Consider the following 15,877-nt stretch of genomic DNA (forward strand, 5'->3'; position numbering starts at 1 on the left):
TCCGAGACAGCGAAAAAGAAACGAAAGGAGACAGCAGCATTGACGCCATCATGACGCAAAGAACATAACAACTGGGTGGGTCAAGTCTCGGTGACAATCCCGGGTCAGTTCTCAGTGACAATCAACATGCAAGCGCCATTTCGGCAATGTCGCGGGGATAACTTGTGCGCTCTGCGGCCCAGTCACGAAAGCTCGAACGCAGTCCATGCGGCACCGCTGGGCGACGTGAGCGCGGATCGAGGAACCCGACGCGACCCGCTTTCTCTTCGGCAGCTTGGATACGACGCATCACCGCAGAGATTGTCATGTCTGACATCTGCCCGTTTTTTGGGGATGGGAATACGTATGGGCATCCCATCAGCCTCGGCGCGTGTGCGACAAGATGAGCCGCTGCAGATGAGAGTGGCACGCGATGTTCTTTTTGGGCTTTCATACGCTCCGCCGGGATCGTCCATATCCCCTGCTTCAAGTCCATCTCATTCCAGAGCGCACCGCGGATCTCGCCTGAGCGCGCCCCTGTGAGCGTCAGGAACTGAAGGGCAAGTGCTGCAATGCCGTCACGCGCCTGAAGCAGGCTGAACCACGTTGACATCTCGTCCAGTGCAACTGCCGGATGTCCGAGCACTTTCTTCACTTTGTTCGAGGAGGGTAGAATCTGCTCCAGATTACCCTTCCATCGCGCGGGGTTCTCTCCTTCCCGAAATCCCATTACCTTCGACCAATCGAGGATAGTCTCGATGCGCTGCCGCACGCGGGAGGCTGTCTCATTCTTCGTTTCCCAGATTGGGCGGAGAACGGACAGAACATCGTCCATCGTAATGAAATCGACGGCCTTTTCCCCGATAAGCGGGAATGCATATGTGGTGAGCGTTGAGCGCCACTGTTTTAAATGTTTTACGTTGTTGAGTTCGCCCTGAAGCTTCTCTTCAAAATAACGGTTGAAGGCTTCCTCAAAAGTCGTTTCCTTTTTGCCCTCGGTGACGAGAGCAGAGCGCTGACTTTGGCGCTCTTCGACAGGATCAATTCCTGTGCTAATTTTTCGTCTCATTTCTTGCGCTTTTTCACGCGCCTCCGCGAGCGAGACTTCTGGATATGACCCCAAGCCGATGTGGCGTCGCTTGATACCGACGGTGGTCCGCAGTATCCATGATTTTGCTCCAGTGTCAGTGATGTTCAAGCATAGCCCGGACGCGCCGCCAACCGCGTGTCGTCCAGGCTTGGTTAGGTTCCTGACCTGCAGCGCTTTAAGTTCTTTTGCGCGCTTCGGCATTTATTGCCACCATCCTTGCCACCAAAAATCATCCTATTGAATGCATTTTATAGCAACCATGTGCAACAATCTTTTTCATTAAGTTCTGATAATACTCATGAAAATAAGGCCTCCTGACGATAATCGCATCTAAGAGCAAGTAACCAATGGCGGACTTCGGCTCCGCCACTTTCACCCTGAGATGGATGACGTTCATTGGGTGAGTGGCACGCGGCAACCTTGGTTGCCTTCCCCCAAAAGATATCGAAACATGCCTGCGCGGGTGCCTTGCATCCGGCGCTTGGCCTGGTCTCAGGTCATGCGGTTGCGTTGGCGGTTGGGGGGCACGCCAAAGGCAGTGCGATAGACCCGCGCGAAATGGCTTGGGCTTTCAAATCCGGTGGCCATGGCCACGTCGATCACCGACATTTCGGTCTGGAGCAAAAGATGGCGCGCCCGCTCAAGGCGCAGATCAAGCATGTATTTCTTGGGCGAGGTGTTGAGGTGTTTGCCGAATATCCGCTCAAGCTGACGGGTCGAGACGCCGACCTCTTTGGCGATCAGGCTTATCGACATCGGCTGTTCGACCGAGGCGCGCATGATCTGGATCGCATGGGCAAGCCTTGGGCTGCGCAGGCCGGTGCGGGACTGAAGCGAGACGCGCTGTGCGGCGCTGCCTTCGCGCACGGCGTTATAGACCATCTGGTCGGCGACGCTGATCGCAAGATCCTCGCCGTGGCGCGCGGCAATCAGGTTGAGCATGAGATCGGCGGTGGCCGAGCCCCCCGAGGCGGTGACGATCGGCGCGTCATCGACAAAGACGCTGCGCACCAGCTCGATCTCGGGGAATTCCTCGGCAAAGCCGTCGTGAAATTCCCAGTGGATGGCGGCCCGTTGGCCATTCAAAAGCCCGGCAAGGGCAAGCGCATAGGTGCCCGAACACAGCGCCCCAAGCGCCGTGCCCCGGGTTCTGGCGTGGCGCAGCGCGGCAAGATGCGCGCGGGTGATGTGCTGGCGGGCATTGGTGCCGGCAAGCACGAAAAGCCGGTCATAGGAGGGGATCGACTCAAGCCCCTGATGAACCCGGATCGTGACCCCGTTTGACGCCGTGACTTCGGCGCCTCCCGCCGCGATGAACGACCAGCGATAGAGTGGCTCGCCGCTGACCAGATTGGCGATTCGCAGAGGCTCGACCGCATTGGCAAAGGCCAGGTGGGTGAACTCCTCGATCAGCAGAAAGGCAAAGTGTTCGGCCGGGGGCATGGCATGATCCGTTGCATGGTCCGTTTCGGGGCGCTCTCGTATCATATGGTAGGGTTTCCAAGCGTACACAATAAAAATTTATTGCGTATACATAATGTATACAATACGGATGACCCAACCGATAGCAAAAACAAGGGCACGGGAACCATGGCTGCCAAGGACCGCAAGACCGCACTTCTGGACCATCTCAAGCAGGCCATTCTGACCACGGTATTGCGTCCGGGGCATGATCTTGACGAGGTGGCGCTCTGCGCTGAATTCGGGTTGTCGCGCACGCCGGTGCGCGAGGTGTTCCGCGACCTCGACGGGCTTGGCTATCTTGACTTGCGCGACAATCGCGGACCGCGGGTGTCCGAGCTTTCGCATACGACCTTGCGCGACTTTTTTCTCGCGGCACCAATGATTTACGGCGCGATCCTAAGGCTTGCGGCACGCAACGCCACCCCGGCGCAGATTGAGGCCCTGAAAGGCGCGCAAGAAGCGTTTCGCGGCGCGCTGCGCGACAAGGGGCCGGCTGAGCGGGCGCTTGCCAATAACCGGTTTCACGAGATTACCGGCGAAATGGCGGGCAATACCTATCTCTTGCCGTCGTTCCAGCGGCTGCTGATTGATCACGCCCGCATCGGCATGACGTTCTATCAGCCCCAGACCAATGAAATGGCCGCGAATCTCTCCGAGGCCTCTGCCCAGCACGATGCGATCATCGCCGCCATCGAAACCGGCGACGAGGGCAGGGCGGCGACGCTTGCCGAGGATCACTGGAACCTGTCACGCCATCAGATCGAACTTTTCGTTATGCCCACGGCGCTTGATGTGCCGATGGGTTCTTTTTCGCGCTCCAGCCCTGCATGAGGCCCGCAATGACCCCAATTTTCAAGTTCGAGGGCATCTATACCCCCGTCATCACACCCTATTTCGAGGATTTCCGCCCCAATCTCGACGCGCTCGCCGAGACCATCGAATTCCTGATCGCCAGCGGCGTGAATGGTATCATCACCGGCGGCTCGACCGGCGAGAATTACGCACAGACCGTCGCCGAACGTGTTGATCTTGCACGTTTTACCTATGATCAGGTCAAGGGCCGGGTGCCGCTTGTGGTGGGCACGGGCGCCATGCTGACGTCGGATTCGATCGCTTTGGCCGGGGCCGCCCGAGAGATTGGCGCCGATGCGATCCTGCTGGCAAGCCCGCCCTATTCGGTGCCGACCGACCGCGAAAACGCGCTGAATGCTCTTGCCATCGACAAGGCGGCGAACCTTCCGGTGATGCTCTATAATTATCCGCATCGCACCGGCACGATGATGGGCGAAGAGTTTCTGGATCGGGTCGGGCGGTCGCGCAATTTCTGCGGCATCAAGGAAAGCTCGGGCGATATCAACCGCGTGCATCTTCTGGCGCGCGATTATCCGCATATCCAGATGGGCTGTGGCATGGACGATCAGGCGCTTGAGTTTTTCGCCTGGGGCGCGCCGTTCTGGGTCTGTGGCGGCTCGAATTTCCTGCCCGCCGAACATGTCGCGCTCTATCAGGCCTGCGTGCTCAAAGGCGACTTTGCCAAGGGGCGGCGGATCATGTCGGCGCTCCTGCCGCTGATGCGGGTGCTGGAACAGGGCGGCAAGTTCATCCAGACGATCAAGCACGGCGTCACCATGACCGGGATTGACGCAGGCGTCATGCGCGCGCCCCTCAAAGGTCTGAACAAAGACGATAAACGCGCCCTGGAACAGGTCACGCGCGTGTTGAAATCCACAATTGCCAGTATCATGGCGGAGGGCTAAGCGATGGAATTGCTGACACAGGACGAATACAAGAGCATCGCCGCGAACCTGGATTTTGCGACCGGGGCCTTTATCGACGGCGGTTATCGCCCGGCGATTTCGGGCGAAACCTTTACAAGCGTGAACCCCGCCACCGGCACGCCGCTCGCCGAGATTGCGGCCTGCGGCGCGGCCGACGTTGACCTTGCCGTGACAAAGGCGCGCGAGGCGTTTGATGACGGGCGCTGGTCGCGGATCCATCCCGGCGCGCGCAAGGATGTGCTGATCCGGCTGTGCAAGTTGATGACGCGCAACGCGCGCGAATTGGCGGTGATGGAAAACCTTGATAGCGGCAAGACGATCTTTGATTGCGAAACCGTGGATATCCCCGAGGCGATCAATTGCATCAAGTGGCACGCCGAGCTGACAGACAAGATCTATGATCAGGTCGCGCCTGCGTCGGACGATCATATCGCCATGGTGCTGCGTGAACCGATTGGCGTGGTGGGCCTTGTTCTGCCGTGGAACTTCCCGCTTTTGATGCTCGCGTGGAAGATCGGCCCGGCGCTTGCGGCGGGCTGTTCGGTGGTGGTGAAACCGGCGATGGAAACCTCGCTCACCGCGCTGCGGCTGGCGGAACTGGCAAGCGAGGCGGGCCTGCCGCGCGGTGTGCTTAACGTGTTGCCCGGTGGCGGCGCAGAGGTCGGCGAACCGATCGGGCGGCATATGGATATCGACATGGTGTCCTTCACCGGCTCGACCACGACCGGCAAGCGGTTTCTTGGCTATTCGGGCGAAAGCAACGCCAAGGAGGTGGTGCTTGAAATGGGCGGCAAGAACCCGGCCATCGTGATGGAAGACGCCGAGAACCTTGATCGCGTGGCCCAGCATGTGGTCAACGGCGCCTTCTGGAACATGGGCGAAAATTGTTCCGCCACCTCGCGGCTGATCGTGCATCGCGACGTCAAGGCGGACCTTTTGGCGCGGATCGAGGCGCATGCGCGGGCCTGGAATGTCGGCGACCCGCTTGATCCTGAAACCCGCGTCGGCGCGCTTGTGTCAAAGGCGCATTACGACAAGGTTTGCGGCTATCTCGACAAGGCCGAAAATATTCTGTTCGGCGGTACAGCCGAGGGCGGATTCGTTAGCCCGACGGTGGTTGAGGTTGCCAACAACACCCACCAGCTGGCGCGCGAAGAGATTTTCGGCCCGGTGTTGAGCGTGATCGAGGTCGCCTCGTTCGACGAGGCGGTCGCGGTGGCCAATGATACGGTTTACGGGCTCTGCGCCTCGCTCTTTACCGCCAATGCCAAGCGCGCCATTCGCGGCGCGCGCGCCCTTCGGGCGGGCACCGTCACTGTCAATAGCTTTGGCGAGGGCGATAGCGCGACACCCTTTGGGGGCTACAAGCAATCCGGCTTTGGCGGGCGCGACAATGGCGTGCATGCTCATGATCAGTATACCCAGCTTAAAACCATCTGGATCGACCTTGCCGATGACGCGGATGAGGCGGTGAGTTGAGCCAATACACCGCCCGCCGCCTTCCCGCCCATCAGGGGCCAGCCGCCTGGAACGCGATTTTACCCGCGCAAGGGCCGCTGACGCGCCTTGAGGGCGATGAAACCGCCGATTTCGCGATCATCGGCGGCGGGTTTGCCGGGCTGTCGGCGGCGCGGCGTCTGACCCAAATTGCGCCGGGCGCGCGCATCGCGGTGCTTGAGGCCGGGCGCCTGGCGACGGGGGCGGCGGGGCGAAACTCGGGCTTCATGATTGATTTGCCGCACGAGTTGAATTCGCAGGATTACGCCGGCGCGGGGGATGACCGGGCGCTGATCGCGCTGAACCGCAAGGCCATCGGTTTTGCCCGCGCGGCGGTCGAGGATTATGGCATCGCGCCGGATTTCTTTGATCCCATGGGCAAGGTCAATGGCGCGGCGAGCCACACCGCCCATGCCCATAACGAAAGCTATGCGCGCCATCTGGCCAGCCTTGATGAGGCGAGCGAGATGCTTGATGCGCAAGCCATGCAGGAGCTTACGGGCAGCGCGCATTACCTCTCGGGGCTTTACACGCCCGGCACGGTGATGCTGCAACCGGCGGGTTATATTCGCGGCCTTGGCGCGGGGCTTTTGCGCGACGGGGTGGCGATCTTCGAGGATAGCCCGGTGTCGGGCTTTGAGAAACAGGGGGAGAGCTGGCAGATCACCACGCCCAAGGGCCGGATCAGCGCGGGGCGGGTGATCCTGACGGTGAATGGCCATCTTGAGAGTTTCGGGATTGAGCGTGGCCGCCTGATGCAGCTGTTCCTTTTTGCCACCATGACGCCAGTGCTTGACTCCGAGGCGCTTGCCCGGCTTGGTGGCGCGCCGCGTTGGGGCATCACGCCGTCAAATCCGATGGGCACCACCATGCGCCGGATTGACGGCGGGCAGGGTGGCAACCGGATCGTGACCCGCACCTGTGCCAAGCTGCGCCCCGACATGACGCCGACGCCGCGCGATGTTGCCCGCGCGGCCCAAGTGATGCGGCGCAAGTTTGACGCGCGGTTCCCGCAGCTTGCGGGCCTCAGGATGGAGCATAGCTGGGCCGGGCATCTGTGTCTGAGCCTCAATAGCGTGTCGGTGATGCGCGAGATCGAGGCGGGGCTTTATGCGGGCTGCGTGCAGAACGGTCTTGGCACCGCGCGCGGCACCCTGACCGGCATTGGCGCAGCAGAGCTGGCCTGTGCTCAGACCTCGGATATCACGACGAGTTTGACGGCACAGGCGCGGCCCAAACGGCTTCCGCCGCAGCCCTTTCAACAGATTGGGGCCAATGCCGCCTTGCGGTTCAAGGAATGGCAGGCGCGCGCCGAATGACCGGGGTCAGGGCAGGCTGAGCTTGCTCATGCGCCCGCCATCCACGGTATAGACCTGACCCGTGACAAAGCCGCTTTCGGGCGCGGCAAGAAAGGCGACAAGCGCGGCGACCTCTTCGGGCCTGCCGCTGCGCCCGACGGGGTGAATGGTACCGATCTTGGCGGCAAAGCCCGCAGGGTCGCCAAGGCTGGCGATGTAATCAAGGTTAAGATCGGTGTCGATCCACCCCGGCGCCACCGCGTTACAGCGAATGCCCTCGCCGCCGTGATCGACGGCCACCGCGCGGGTGAGCGCGTGCAGGCCCGCCTTTGAGGCGCAATAGGCGGCGTGGCCGGGGTTTGATCCAAGCCCCTCGATCGAGCCGACATTGACAATCGTGCCTTGCACGGCCCGCAGATGGGGCAGGGCCGTTTTGATCATCAGGAAGGGCGCGGTGAGGTTGACGGTCAGGTTTTTCTGCCAATCCTCAAGGTTCATATCCTCGATGCGCGCCTCTTGCATCATCCCGGCATTGTTGATCAGCACGTCAAGCCGCCCGGCGCGTGCGGTGACCTCTGCGACGACCTTTGCGGGGCTGGCGTGATCGGTGAAATCGGCGGTGATGCCCTCGAATTCCGGCTCGGGGCCGCGCTGTGCGGTGAAAACCCGCGCGCCCTCGCTGGCCAGACGGGTCGCAATGGCGCGCCCGATGCCGCTGCGCCCGCCGGTGATCAGGGCGACCTTGCCTTCAAAGCGCGTCATAGCACCGGTTTCCCACCGTTGATTTCCACCAAGGCGCCGCACATATAGCGCGCCGCGTCAGAGGCGAGGAATAACGCCACATCGGCGATATCCTCGGCCTCGGCGATGCGGCCAAGCGGGACGGTCCTGCCCAGCTCGGCAATCGCCGTATCGGGATCAAACCCGCGCTTGGCAAAGCCCGTGCGCAACATCGGCGTGTTCACCTCATTGGGGCAGATCGCGTTGATCCTGATCCCCTGATGGGCGTGATCCATCCCCATGCATTGGGTGAGCGAGGCAATCGCGGCCTTGGTCATGCAATAAAGCGCGTGGTTGCCCCCCGGCCTCAGACCCCAACACGAGGCGGTGTTGACGATGGCACCGCCCCCGGCGGCGGCCATGATCGGGATCGCGGCGCGGCAAATCCGAAACGGCGCCTCGACATTCACCCCAAGCGACAGCGCCCAGTCGTCATCCGTGGTTTCGGTGACCGGGCCACGGGTGATCACGCCGGCGTTGTTGAAGATGATGTCAAGCCCGCCAAGCGCATCCTTTGCGGCGCCGGGCAGGGCGTCGGCGTAGGTCGGATCGCAAAGATCGCCCGGCAGGTGGGCCGCCGCGTCAATCCCGCTGACATCGCGATCCGCTACGGCGACCTGCGCGCCCTTGGCCTTTAACGCGCGCGCAATCGCCGATCCGATGCCGCCCGCGGCCCCGGTCACAAGCGCCTTTTTGCCTTTGAAGTCCATCACGGGTGTCCCATCCTAGTGCTCTTGGTTCAGCGCATCGGCAGCCGGAATTTCACGCTCGCGGCGGGCGATATAATCCAGCAGGGCGTCGTTGATCCCGGCATCGAGCCTGGGTTCTTCATAGGCCTCCAAAAGCTTGCGGGCATAGGTCAGCGCGCGTTCGGTGATCTCGGTGCTGCCTTCGGCCTGCCATTGGCCGATGGCGCTGTTGTCAAGCAGCTCGGGCATGAAGAACGCGGTCTGGAAATTGTCCTGCGTGTGCGGATGGCCAAGGTAATGCCCGCCGGGGCCGACATCGGGCACGGCGGCAAGGGCGGTGTCGAAATCGCCCCATTTCGGGCCCTCGGCCATGCGATAGGCCATCGCGCATTGCTCGGCATCGACGACAAATTTGGCCACCGAACAATGCATCCCGGCCTCGTTCCAGCCGGCTGAATGCCAGATGTAATTGGCCCCCGCATGCATCACCGCCGAGAGGGTCGTGGCGCTTTCATACCCCGCTTGCGCATCAAAGGTCTTGGCCCCGCCAAGCGTGTTCGAGGTGCGCCATGGCACGCCGTAAAACCGCGCCATCTGGCCGATCATGAAGTTCATCAGCGAAATCTCGGGCGTGCCCGCCATCGGCGCGCCGGATTTCATGCTGACGGTCGAAAGGTAATGCCCATAGATCGCCGGACAGCCCTTGCGGATCACCTGCGTATAGGCAAGCGCCGAGAGCGCCTCGGCGTTAAGCTGCGCCACCGTTGCGGGCACGCTGGCGGGCGTATTGGCCCCACCAAGCACGAAGGGCGAGCAGAGCACTGGCTGATTACGGCGGCAAAAGGCGCGCATCGCGCCAAGCATGGTTTCATCCCAGACCAGCGGCGAGTTGCCGTTGCAGTTGCCGGTTGTCACGGGATGGGTTTCCATGAACTCGGCGCCAAACAGAATGGCGCACATATCAAGCACATCCTCGGCGTTCTTCGGGCTTGTGGTCATGCCCATGAAGGTCTTGTCTGAGTGTTTCATCGACGAATAGGTGATGCGCAGATGGCGCTGACTTATCGGGTGATCATAGGGCTCGACGATATGATGCGCCGAGGAATGCAGCGCCGGCATCATATGCGAGAGCTTGTGGAACATGCCCAAATCCGCAAGCGTCGGGTTGCGGCGCACGTCGTCAAGATCGCGTAAATATGGCGCGCCGGTCATCGGCACAAAGATCGAATGCGGCCCGCCCAAGCGGACGTTCTTTTGCGGATCACGGGCGTGATAGGTAAAATCCGAGGGGATGGTCGCGATCAGCTCGCGCACAAGGCCGCGATCAAGGAAGACCAGCTCTCCCTCAACCCGCGCACCGGCGCGTTTCCAGTCTTCAAGCGCGATGGGGTCGCGAAACTGTACCCCGACGGTTTCAAGGATATCCATCGAGGCGGCGTCGATCTGTTCGATTTGCGTGCCGGTCATGACCTCGCAAAGCGGCAGCCTGCGGTTCAGACCAGGCAGCATGGTGATGTCATGGACGCTGCGCAGGGCGCGGCGGGTCGTGCGCCCACCCGATCGCCCGCGGGGGCGCTTGAGTTCAAGGGTCATGATGCTAATCTCCTTCGCGATCACCGTGACCTGTCTTGCGGGCGGATATCTGACGGTTTGCGGTATGCGCGGATAAAAACCCGACCTGCGGCGTGTCGCAATCGCGGGCTGTCGGCGGGCAGGACCAAAGGACTGGGCGATATGAGCATCATCAACACATCCCGCGCGGCCCGTTATCAGTGGCAGGGGACATGCGACGGCTGGCCTCTGGTGGCGCAGCCGGGTCTATCGGTCACGCAAGAGAGGATGCCGCCCGGCACCTCTGAGGAGCGTCATTTTCATGCGCGCGCCCGGCAATTCTTTTACGTGCTGAGCGGTGTGCTCTGCATGGAGGTCGACGGCGCGGTCTTTCACCTCTCTGCGCAGGACGGCATGGAAATCGCGCCGAATACGCCGCATCAGGCCCGCAACGACAGTGAGAGCGACGTTGAGTTTCTGGTGATCTCGGCGCCCGGCACCCAAGGCGACAGGGTGGCGGCGGATGCGATGCCAGAGGGTTAGAGGGTGTCGCGTTCATTCGAAGTCACGCGACACCCTTTAACGTATTGATTTTGCATGTTCGAGAAGCTCAAAACCGGTTCCCACTTTTGAGCAACATGCTCCAACACCGCATCGCGCGCTTAGCTTGGCAGGTGGATATTGAACCGCTTGCGAATGGCCGCATCGGTGATCGGGTCAAACCGGGCCGGGGCGCGTTCCGACAGGATTTTTTCCTTCTTGGCGCGCGCCTTGGCGATCAGATCGGGCTTGTCCATTTCCACCCATTCCTTGGGCGACGAGCGATCGGCAAGCGCGGGATAGATGTAATCGGTCTGCATCCGGCTCAGGGTCTGTTCGGCGCCAAGGTAATGCCCCGGTCCGCCGATGCAGGTGGCGCGGATCACCTCAAGGCTGACGGTATCCTCATCCACCTCGATCCCGCGGGTACAGCGCAGCGCCTGACCGATAAGGTCATCGCCGAGGATCAGCGATTCAAGGCAGAAGCCAAGCAAAGAGGCATGCATGCCGGCGGCCTCGTAAACCATGTTGAGGCCCGATAGGCCTGCCATCACGTTCGAGGTTGCCTGTTCCCAGCCGGCCTGCATATCGGGCAGCTTGGCGTCGGCAATGCCGGCCGCTGCGCCGCCTGGGAGCCCGTAATACTTGTGCATCTGCGCGCAGCCTGCGGTCAAAAGCGCCTGCTCGCCAGAGCCCCCCGACATCGCCCCGGTGCGCAAATCGCTCACGAAGGGCCAGGTGCCGAAAATCGCCGGATGCCCCGGTTTCACGGCGTTGACATAGACCAGACCCGCCAAACACTCGGCGGTGGCCTGAACGATGGCGCCGGCAATCGGGGCAGGGGCGGTGGCCCCGGCCTGACCGGCGCTTAGCAACAAAACCGGCATGCCGCCGGCAATGCAGGCCTCCATCACCAGACAGGATTCGGTGGCGAATTTCATCGGCGGAACGACGAAACAGTTGGAATTGCTGACAAACGGGCGCTCGCGCCATTTGTCCTCGCCGCCCGCGATCAGGTGCAGCATCTCAAGCGCATCGGCGACATACCCCGGCTCGGTGAACGAGGTGCCGACATGCTTGGTGGTGCCCGCGCAACAGCCATAGACGGTGTTGAGGTCCATCTCGCGGTTGTCGGTGATATCGCGGCAGACCATCGGGCGCTGCACGAAGTGGATGTTATCAAGCTGATCAGCGATGCGCGCGGCATCATGCAAATCCTGCATGGTGCACTCGCGGTAATGTTTGGTCTCGATGTCGATCAGATGCACCGCGGCGCCGGCGGTGCCGTAATGCACGCGGTTGCCGTGAAGCTGCATGTCATTGGCGGGGTCACGACCAAATAGCGTGATCTCCTTGCGCGCCCGCGCAATCGTGTCCTCGATCAGGGCGCGCGGAAAGCGGATGCGCCCGTCAGACCCAAGGATCGCGCCTGCGCCGGTGAGATATTCAACCCCGCTTGGCGGCGCATCGGCAAGGCCGATCTGTTCAAGCGCATCAAGCACCGCCTGATGGATGCGGTCCATCGCGGCGTTCGAGAGCGGGCGATAGGTGCCGCCCTCCAGTCCGGGGCGCACCGGGCGCAGATTGTCGGCGAGCGGGTTCGAGCGGGCCTCGCGGCGGGCGGCACGGCCACCAGCGCGACCACTTGTGCGGCGCGTTTTGGTTTCTGTCATGATCTTGGAAATCCTAATGCAGGTGTCGGGGAAAGAAAGGGGCGCTTAATGTGCGCCCGGTCGGCCCCGCGCCGCACGGCCCCGTTCCGCCCCGATGGTGCGGATCACAAGCGCGATCTTGCTGCGTACGTGCATGGCGTCTCTCCTCAGGACCGTTTCAGCCGACCCGATTCTGCGCGCCCTGTCTGTTCCAATTCCGACCAATGTCGTTTTTGGACCAGTCACGTCGCGCTTGACCGGGGTGGCGCGCGCAGCTAGGTCTTGGGGCATGAGCACCGCACCCTGCATTATCTGCTGCATTATCCGCTGAGTTTTCTCTGGCGGGCCGGTCTTCTGTTTCCAAGTTGTGACGAAGTTGCTAAGCCCGCCGCGAAGGCCTGCGCGCGAGGACATTATGACGAAACATCCGATCAAGCTTAGAAATTCTAAAACGAAGTCAAAGGAACCCGAACCATTTGTTCCCCTCGACTGGCTTGATGATAAAATTCCAGCCGTACAAAAGAAGGTGCGGATGTATGTCTGTGGGCCGACGGTCTATGACCGCGCCCATCTTGGCAATGCGCGCCCGGTGGTGGTGTTTGACGTGCTCTACCGCTTGCTGCGCCATGTCTACGGGGCCGATCACGTCACCTATGCGCGCAATTTCACCGATGTGGATGACAAGATCAACGCGCGCGCCGCGGAGAGCGGTCGCTCGATTGGCGAGATCACCGCCGAGACCACCCAATGGTTTCTCGATGACATGGGGGCCTTGGGCGCGCTGGAGCCGAATTTCATGCCCCGCGCCACGCAGTACATCCCGCAGATGGTGGCGATGATCGAAGACCTGATCGCCAAGGGTCACGCCTATGCCGCCGAGGGCCATGTGTTGTTCGCGGTCGATAGCTACACCAAGTATGGCGCGCTGTCGGGGCGCACGGTTGATGACATGATCGCGGGCGCACGCGTAGAAGTGGCGCCCTACAAGCGCAACCCGATGGATTTCGTGCTGTGGAAACCCTCAACTGAGGATCAGCCCGGTTGGGACAGCCCTTGGGGCAGAGGCCGCCCGGGCTGGCATATCGAATGCTCGGCCATGGCCTATGAATTGCTGGGCGAGAGTTTCGACATTCACGGTGGCGGCAACGACCTGATGTTCCCGCACCACGAAAACGAGATCGCGCAGAGTTGTTGCGCCCACCCCGAGGGCGGGTTTGCGCAGGTCTGGATGCACAACGAGATGCTTCAGGTCGAGGGCAAGAAGATGTCCAAATCGCTTGGCAACTTCTTCACGGTGCATGATTTGTTGGAGCAGGGCGTACCGGGCGAGGTGATCCGCTTTGTGTTTCTAAGCACGCATTATCGCAAGCCGATGGATTGGACGGCTAAGAAAGCTGAAGAGGCTGAAGCGACGCTACGCAAGTGGTATAAGCAAGCTGACAGAGCGCTAGATAATTCACCTCCATATATTGGCGTTGTTAACGCTATTGCAGATGATTTGAATACTTCACAGGCGATTTCAGAGATACACCAGCTTTCTCACGCGGATGATGTGCCGTCTTTGCGCGCAAGTTTAAAATTCCTTGGCTTGATGGGGGATACCTCGCCAGCGTGGGCTGCCGCTCCGACTACTGACTTGTCGTATTGGCTGGATGGGTTGTCGACTGCGCGTAAGACTTCCATGGAGACCAAAGATTTTACAGAGGTCGACAAGCTAAAAGCAGCCTTGAGTGATGCCGGAGTGGAAGTGCGTATGAGTAAAGATGGCATTGAGCTTGTTCCTGGCCCAAATTTCGACCCCGCCAAATTGGAGGCATTGAAATGATGCACTCTTTGCCACCACGCTTGTCTGCCGCCCAGGGGGCGGTCGGGCGCTGCGCGGCGGCGCGCATGGCGCGCCTTGATTCCGCGCGAAGGGGCTTTGGGGCAAAGGGAAGCGCGTCATGACGAAAGAACGTCTCTACCTCTACGACACCACCCTGCGTGATGGGCAGCAGACGCAGGGCGTCAGCTTTTCCACCGCCGAGAAATGCCGCATTGCCGAGGCGCTTGACCGGCTTGGCGTTGATTACATCGAGGGTGGCTGGCCCGGCGCCAACCCCACCGACAGCGCGTTTTTTGACAACGCTCCGAAAACCCGCGCCACGATGACCGCCTTTGGCATGACCAAGCGCAGCGGGCGCTCGGCCGAGAATGACGAGGTGCTGGCAGCTGTGATGAATGCGGGGACCGGGGCGGTCTGTCTTGTCGGCAAGACCCATGATTTTCACGTCGAAACCGCGCTTGGCATCCCGCTGGACGAAAATCTCGAGAATATCGCCCGCTCGCTGGCGCATATCGTGGCGCAGGGGCGTGAGGCGCTGTTTGACGCCGAGCATTTCTTTGACGGCTACAAGGCCAATCCCGATTATGCGATTGAGTGCCTGCGCGCCGCGCTTGAGGCCGGAACGCGCTGGATCGTGCTTTGCGATACCAATGGCGGCACCCTTCCGGTCGAGGTGGGCGAGATCACGGCGGCAGTGATTGCGGCCGGTATTCCCGGCGATTGCCTTGGCATCCACACCCATAACGATACCGAGAGCGCGGTTGCCGCCAGCCTTGCGGCGGTCGATGCGGGCGCGCGCCAGATTCAGGGCACGCTCAACGGCTTGGGCGAGCGCTGTGGCAATGCCAACCTGACCACCCTGATCCCGACGCTTTTGCTGAAAGAGCCCTACGCAAGCCGCTATGAGATCGGGGTAAGCCGCGATGCGCTGCGCTCGCTCAGCGCCATAAGCCGCCAGCTTGACGAGATCCTCAACCGCGTGCCGATGCGGCAGGCGGCCTATGTCGGGGCCTCGGCCTTTGCCCACAAGGCGGGGCTGCATGCCAGTGCGATCCTCAAGGACCCGAGCACCTACGAGCATATCGACCCCGAAACCGTGGGAAACGCGCGCGTCATTCCGATGTCCAATCAGGCCGGGCAATCAAACCTGCGCCGTCGTCTGGCCGAGGCCGGGATCACGGTCGCGCCCGGCGATCCGGCATTGGCGCGCCTGCTCGATACCATCAAGGCGCGCGAGGAGCAGGGCTATAGCTATGACAGCGCGCAGGCGAGTTTCGAGATTTTGGCGCGCAAGGAATTGGGCCAGATGCCGAGTTTCTTCGAGGTCAAACGCTACAAGGTGACGATCGAGCGGCGCAAGAACAAGTACGACCAGATGGTCAGCCTGTCCGAAGCGGTGGTCGTGGTGAAGGTCGATGGCGAGAAGAAGCTGTCGGTGTCTGAATCGATGGATGCCGAGGGCTGTGATCGCGGGCCGGTCAACGCGCTTGCCAAGGCGCTCGCCAAGGATCTCGGCCCCTATCAGGATCAGATCGCCGATATGCGGCTGGTGGATTTCAAAGTCCGCATCACCCAGGGCGGCACCGAGGCCGCGACGCGGGTCATCATCGACAGCGAAGACGCAGAGGGGCGGCGCTGGTCAACGCTTGGGGTGAGCCCGAACATAGTGGATGCCTCCTTCGAGGCGCTGCTTGATGCGATAAACTGGAAACTTCTGCGTGCTGAGTGATGACC

13 protein-coding genes are annotated in these 15,877 nt (G+C 61.3%); 7 read left to right on the forward strand and 6 right to left on the reverse strand.

All coding sequences use genetic code 11. The features are described from left to right. Positions 1-121 precede the first annotated feature (121 nt). Complete coding sequence (locus tag ROG8370_RS00005) at positions 122-1,270, reverse strand: tyrosine-type recombinase/integrase (protein WP_085825044.1); 1,149 nt, start codon at positions 1,268-1,270, stop codon at positions 122-124. Between the two features lie 291 nt (positions 1,271-1,561). Then, a complete protein-coding gene (locus tag ROG8370_RS00010; RefSeq protein ID WP_085825253.1) occupies positions 1,562-2,512 on the reverse strand; it encodes a GlxA family transcriptional regulator in 951 nt (316 codons plus the stop codon). A 147-nt stretch (positions 2,513-2,659) separates the two neighbouring features. On the opposite strand from ROG8370_RS00010, the gene ROG8370_RS00015 reads away from it, so the two are divergent. Genes ROG8370_RS00015 through ROG8370_RS00030 form a run of 4 tightly spaced genes read left to right on the forward strand, consistent with a single transcriptional unit; the run spans position 2,660 to position 7,127 of the window. Next, positions 2,660-3,364 (forward strand): GntR family transcriptional regulator, encoded by a 705-nt coding sequence (locus ROG8370_RS00015; protein ID WP_085825045.1) that lies wholly within the window; start codon positions 2,660-2,662, stop codon positions 3,362-3,364. An 8-nt stretch (positions 3,365-3,372) separates the two neighbouring features. After that, on the forward strand, positions 3,373-4,290 hold the full coding sequence (locus tag ROG8370_RS00020; protein ID WP_085825046.1) for a dihydrodipicolinate synthase family protein: 918 nt from the start codon (positions 3,373-3,375) through the stop codon (positions 4,288-4,290). A gap of 3 nt (positions 4,291-4,293) precedes the next feature. Continuing rightward, positions 4,294-5,790, forward strand: coding sequence for an aldehyde dehydrogenase (locus ROG8370_RS00025; protein WP_085825047.1), 1,497 nt, complete (start codon positions 4,294-4,296; stop codon positions 5,788-5,790). Then, on the forward strand, positions 5,787-7,127 hold the full coding sequence (locus ROG8370_RS00030) for an NAD(P)/FAD-dependent oxidoreductase (protein WP_085825048.1): 1,341 nt from the start codon (positions 5,787-5,789) through the stop codon (positions 7,125-7,127). The genes ROG8370_RS00025 and ROG8370_RS00030 overlap by 4 nt, the downstream gene beginning before the upstream one ends. Before the next feature lie 6 nt (positions 7,128-7,133). Here the strand turns inward: ROG8370_RS00030 and ROG8370_RS00035 are convergent, their stop codons facing one another. The 3 genes from ROG8370_RS00035 to ROG8370_RS00045 are packed head-to-tail and all read right to left on the reverse strand — an operon-like array spanning position 7,134 to position 10,168. Next, on the reverse strand, positions 7,134-7,868 hold the full coding sequence (locus ROG8370_RS00035; RefSeq protein WP_085825049.1) for an SDR family NAD(P)-dependent oxidoreductase: 735 nt from the start codon (positions 7,866-7,868) through the stop codon (positions 7,134-7,136). Then, complete coding sequence (locus ROG8370_RS00040) at positions 7,865-8,596, reverse strand: SDR family NAD(P)-dependent oxidoreductase (RefSeq protein ID WP_085825050.1); 732 nt, start codon at positions 8,594-8,596, stop codon at positions 7,865-7,867. The genes ROG8370_RS00035 and ROG8370_RS00040 overlap by 4 nt, the downstream gene beginning before the upstream one ends. Positions 8,597-8,611: 15 nt before the next feature. Beyond that, positions 8,612-10,168: a trimethylamine methyltransferase family protein gene (locus ROG8370_RS00045; protein ID WP_085825254.1), complete on the reverse strand. Its 1,557-nt coding sequence runs from the start codon at positions 10,166-10,168 to the stop codon at positions 8,612-8,614. 141 nt (positions 10,169-10,309) lie between these two features. Here ROG8370_RS00045 and ROG8370_RS00050 point away from each other — a divergent pair, with 141 nt between their 5' ends. Continuing rightward, positions 10,310-10,669 (forward strand): cupin domain-containing protein, encoded by a 360-nt coding sequence (locus ROG8370_RS00050; protein WP_085825051.1) that lies wholly within the window; start codon positions 10,310-10,312, stop codon positions 10,667-10,669. 119 nt (positions 10,670-10,788) lie between these two features. Here the strand turns inward: ROG8370_RS00050 and ROG8370_RS00055 are convergent, their stop codons facing one another. Continuing rightward, a complete protein-coding gene (locus ROG8370_RS00055; RefSeq protein WP_085825052.1) occupies positions 10,789-12,339 on the reverse strand; it encodes a trimethylamine methyltransferase family protein in 1,551 nt (516 codons plus the stop codon). Positions 12,340-12,733: 394 nt separating this feature from the next. Between ROG8370_RS00055 and cysS the strand changes: the two genes are divergently transcribed. After that, the gene (gene cysS / locus ROG8370_RS00065) at positions 12,734-14,143 is read left to right on the forward strand and encodes a cysteine--tRNA ligase (RefSeq protein ID WP_085825054.1); all 1,410 of its coding nucleotides are present in this window, start codon (positions 12,734-12,736) and stop codon (positions 14,141-14,143) included. A 118-nt stretch (positions 14,144-14,261) separates the two neighbouring features. Then, a complete protein-coding gene (cimA, locus tag ROG8370_RS00070) occupies positions 14,262-15,872 on the forward strand; it encodes a citramalate synthase (protein WP_085825055.1) in 1,611 nt (536 codons plus the stop codon). Positions 15,873-15,877: the final 5 nt, after the last annotated feature.

It is taken from the genome of Roseovarius gaetbuli (assembly GCF_900172365.1).
Classification (GTDB): domain Bacteria; phylum Pseudomonadota; class Alphaproteobacteria; order Rhodobacterales; family Rhodobacteraceae; genus Roseovarius; species Roseovarius gaetbuli.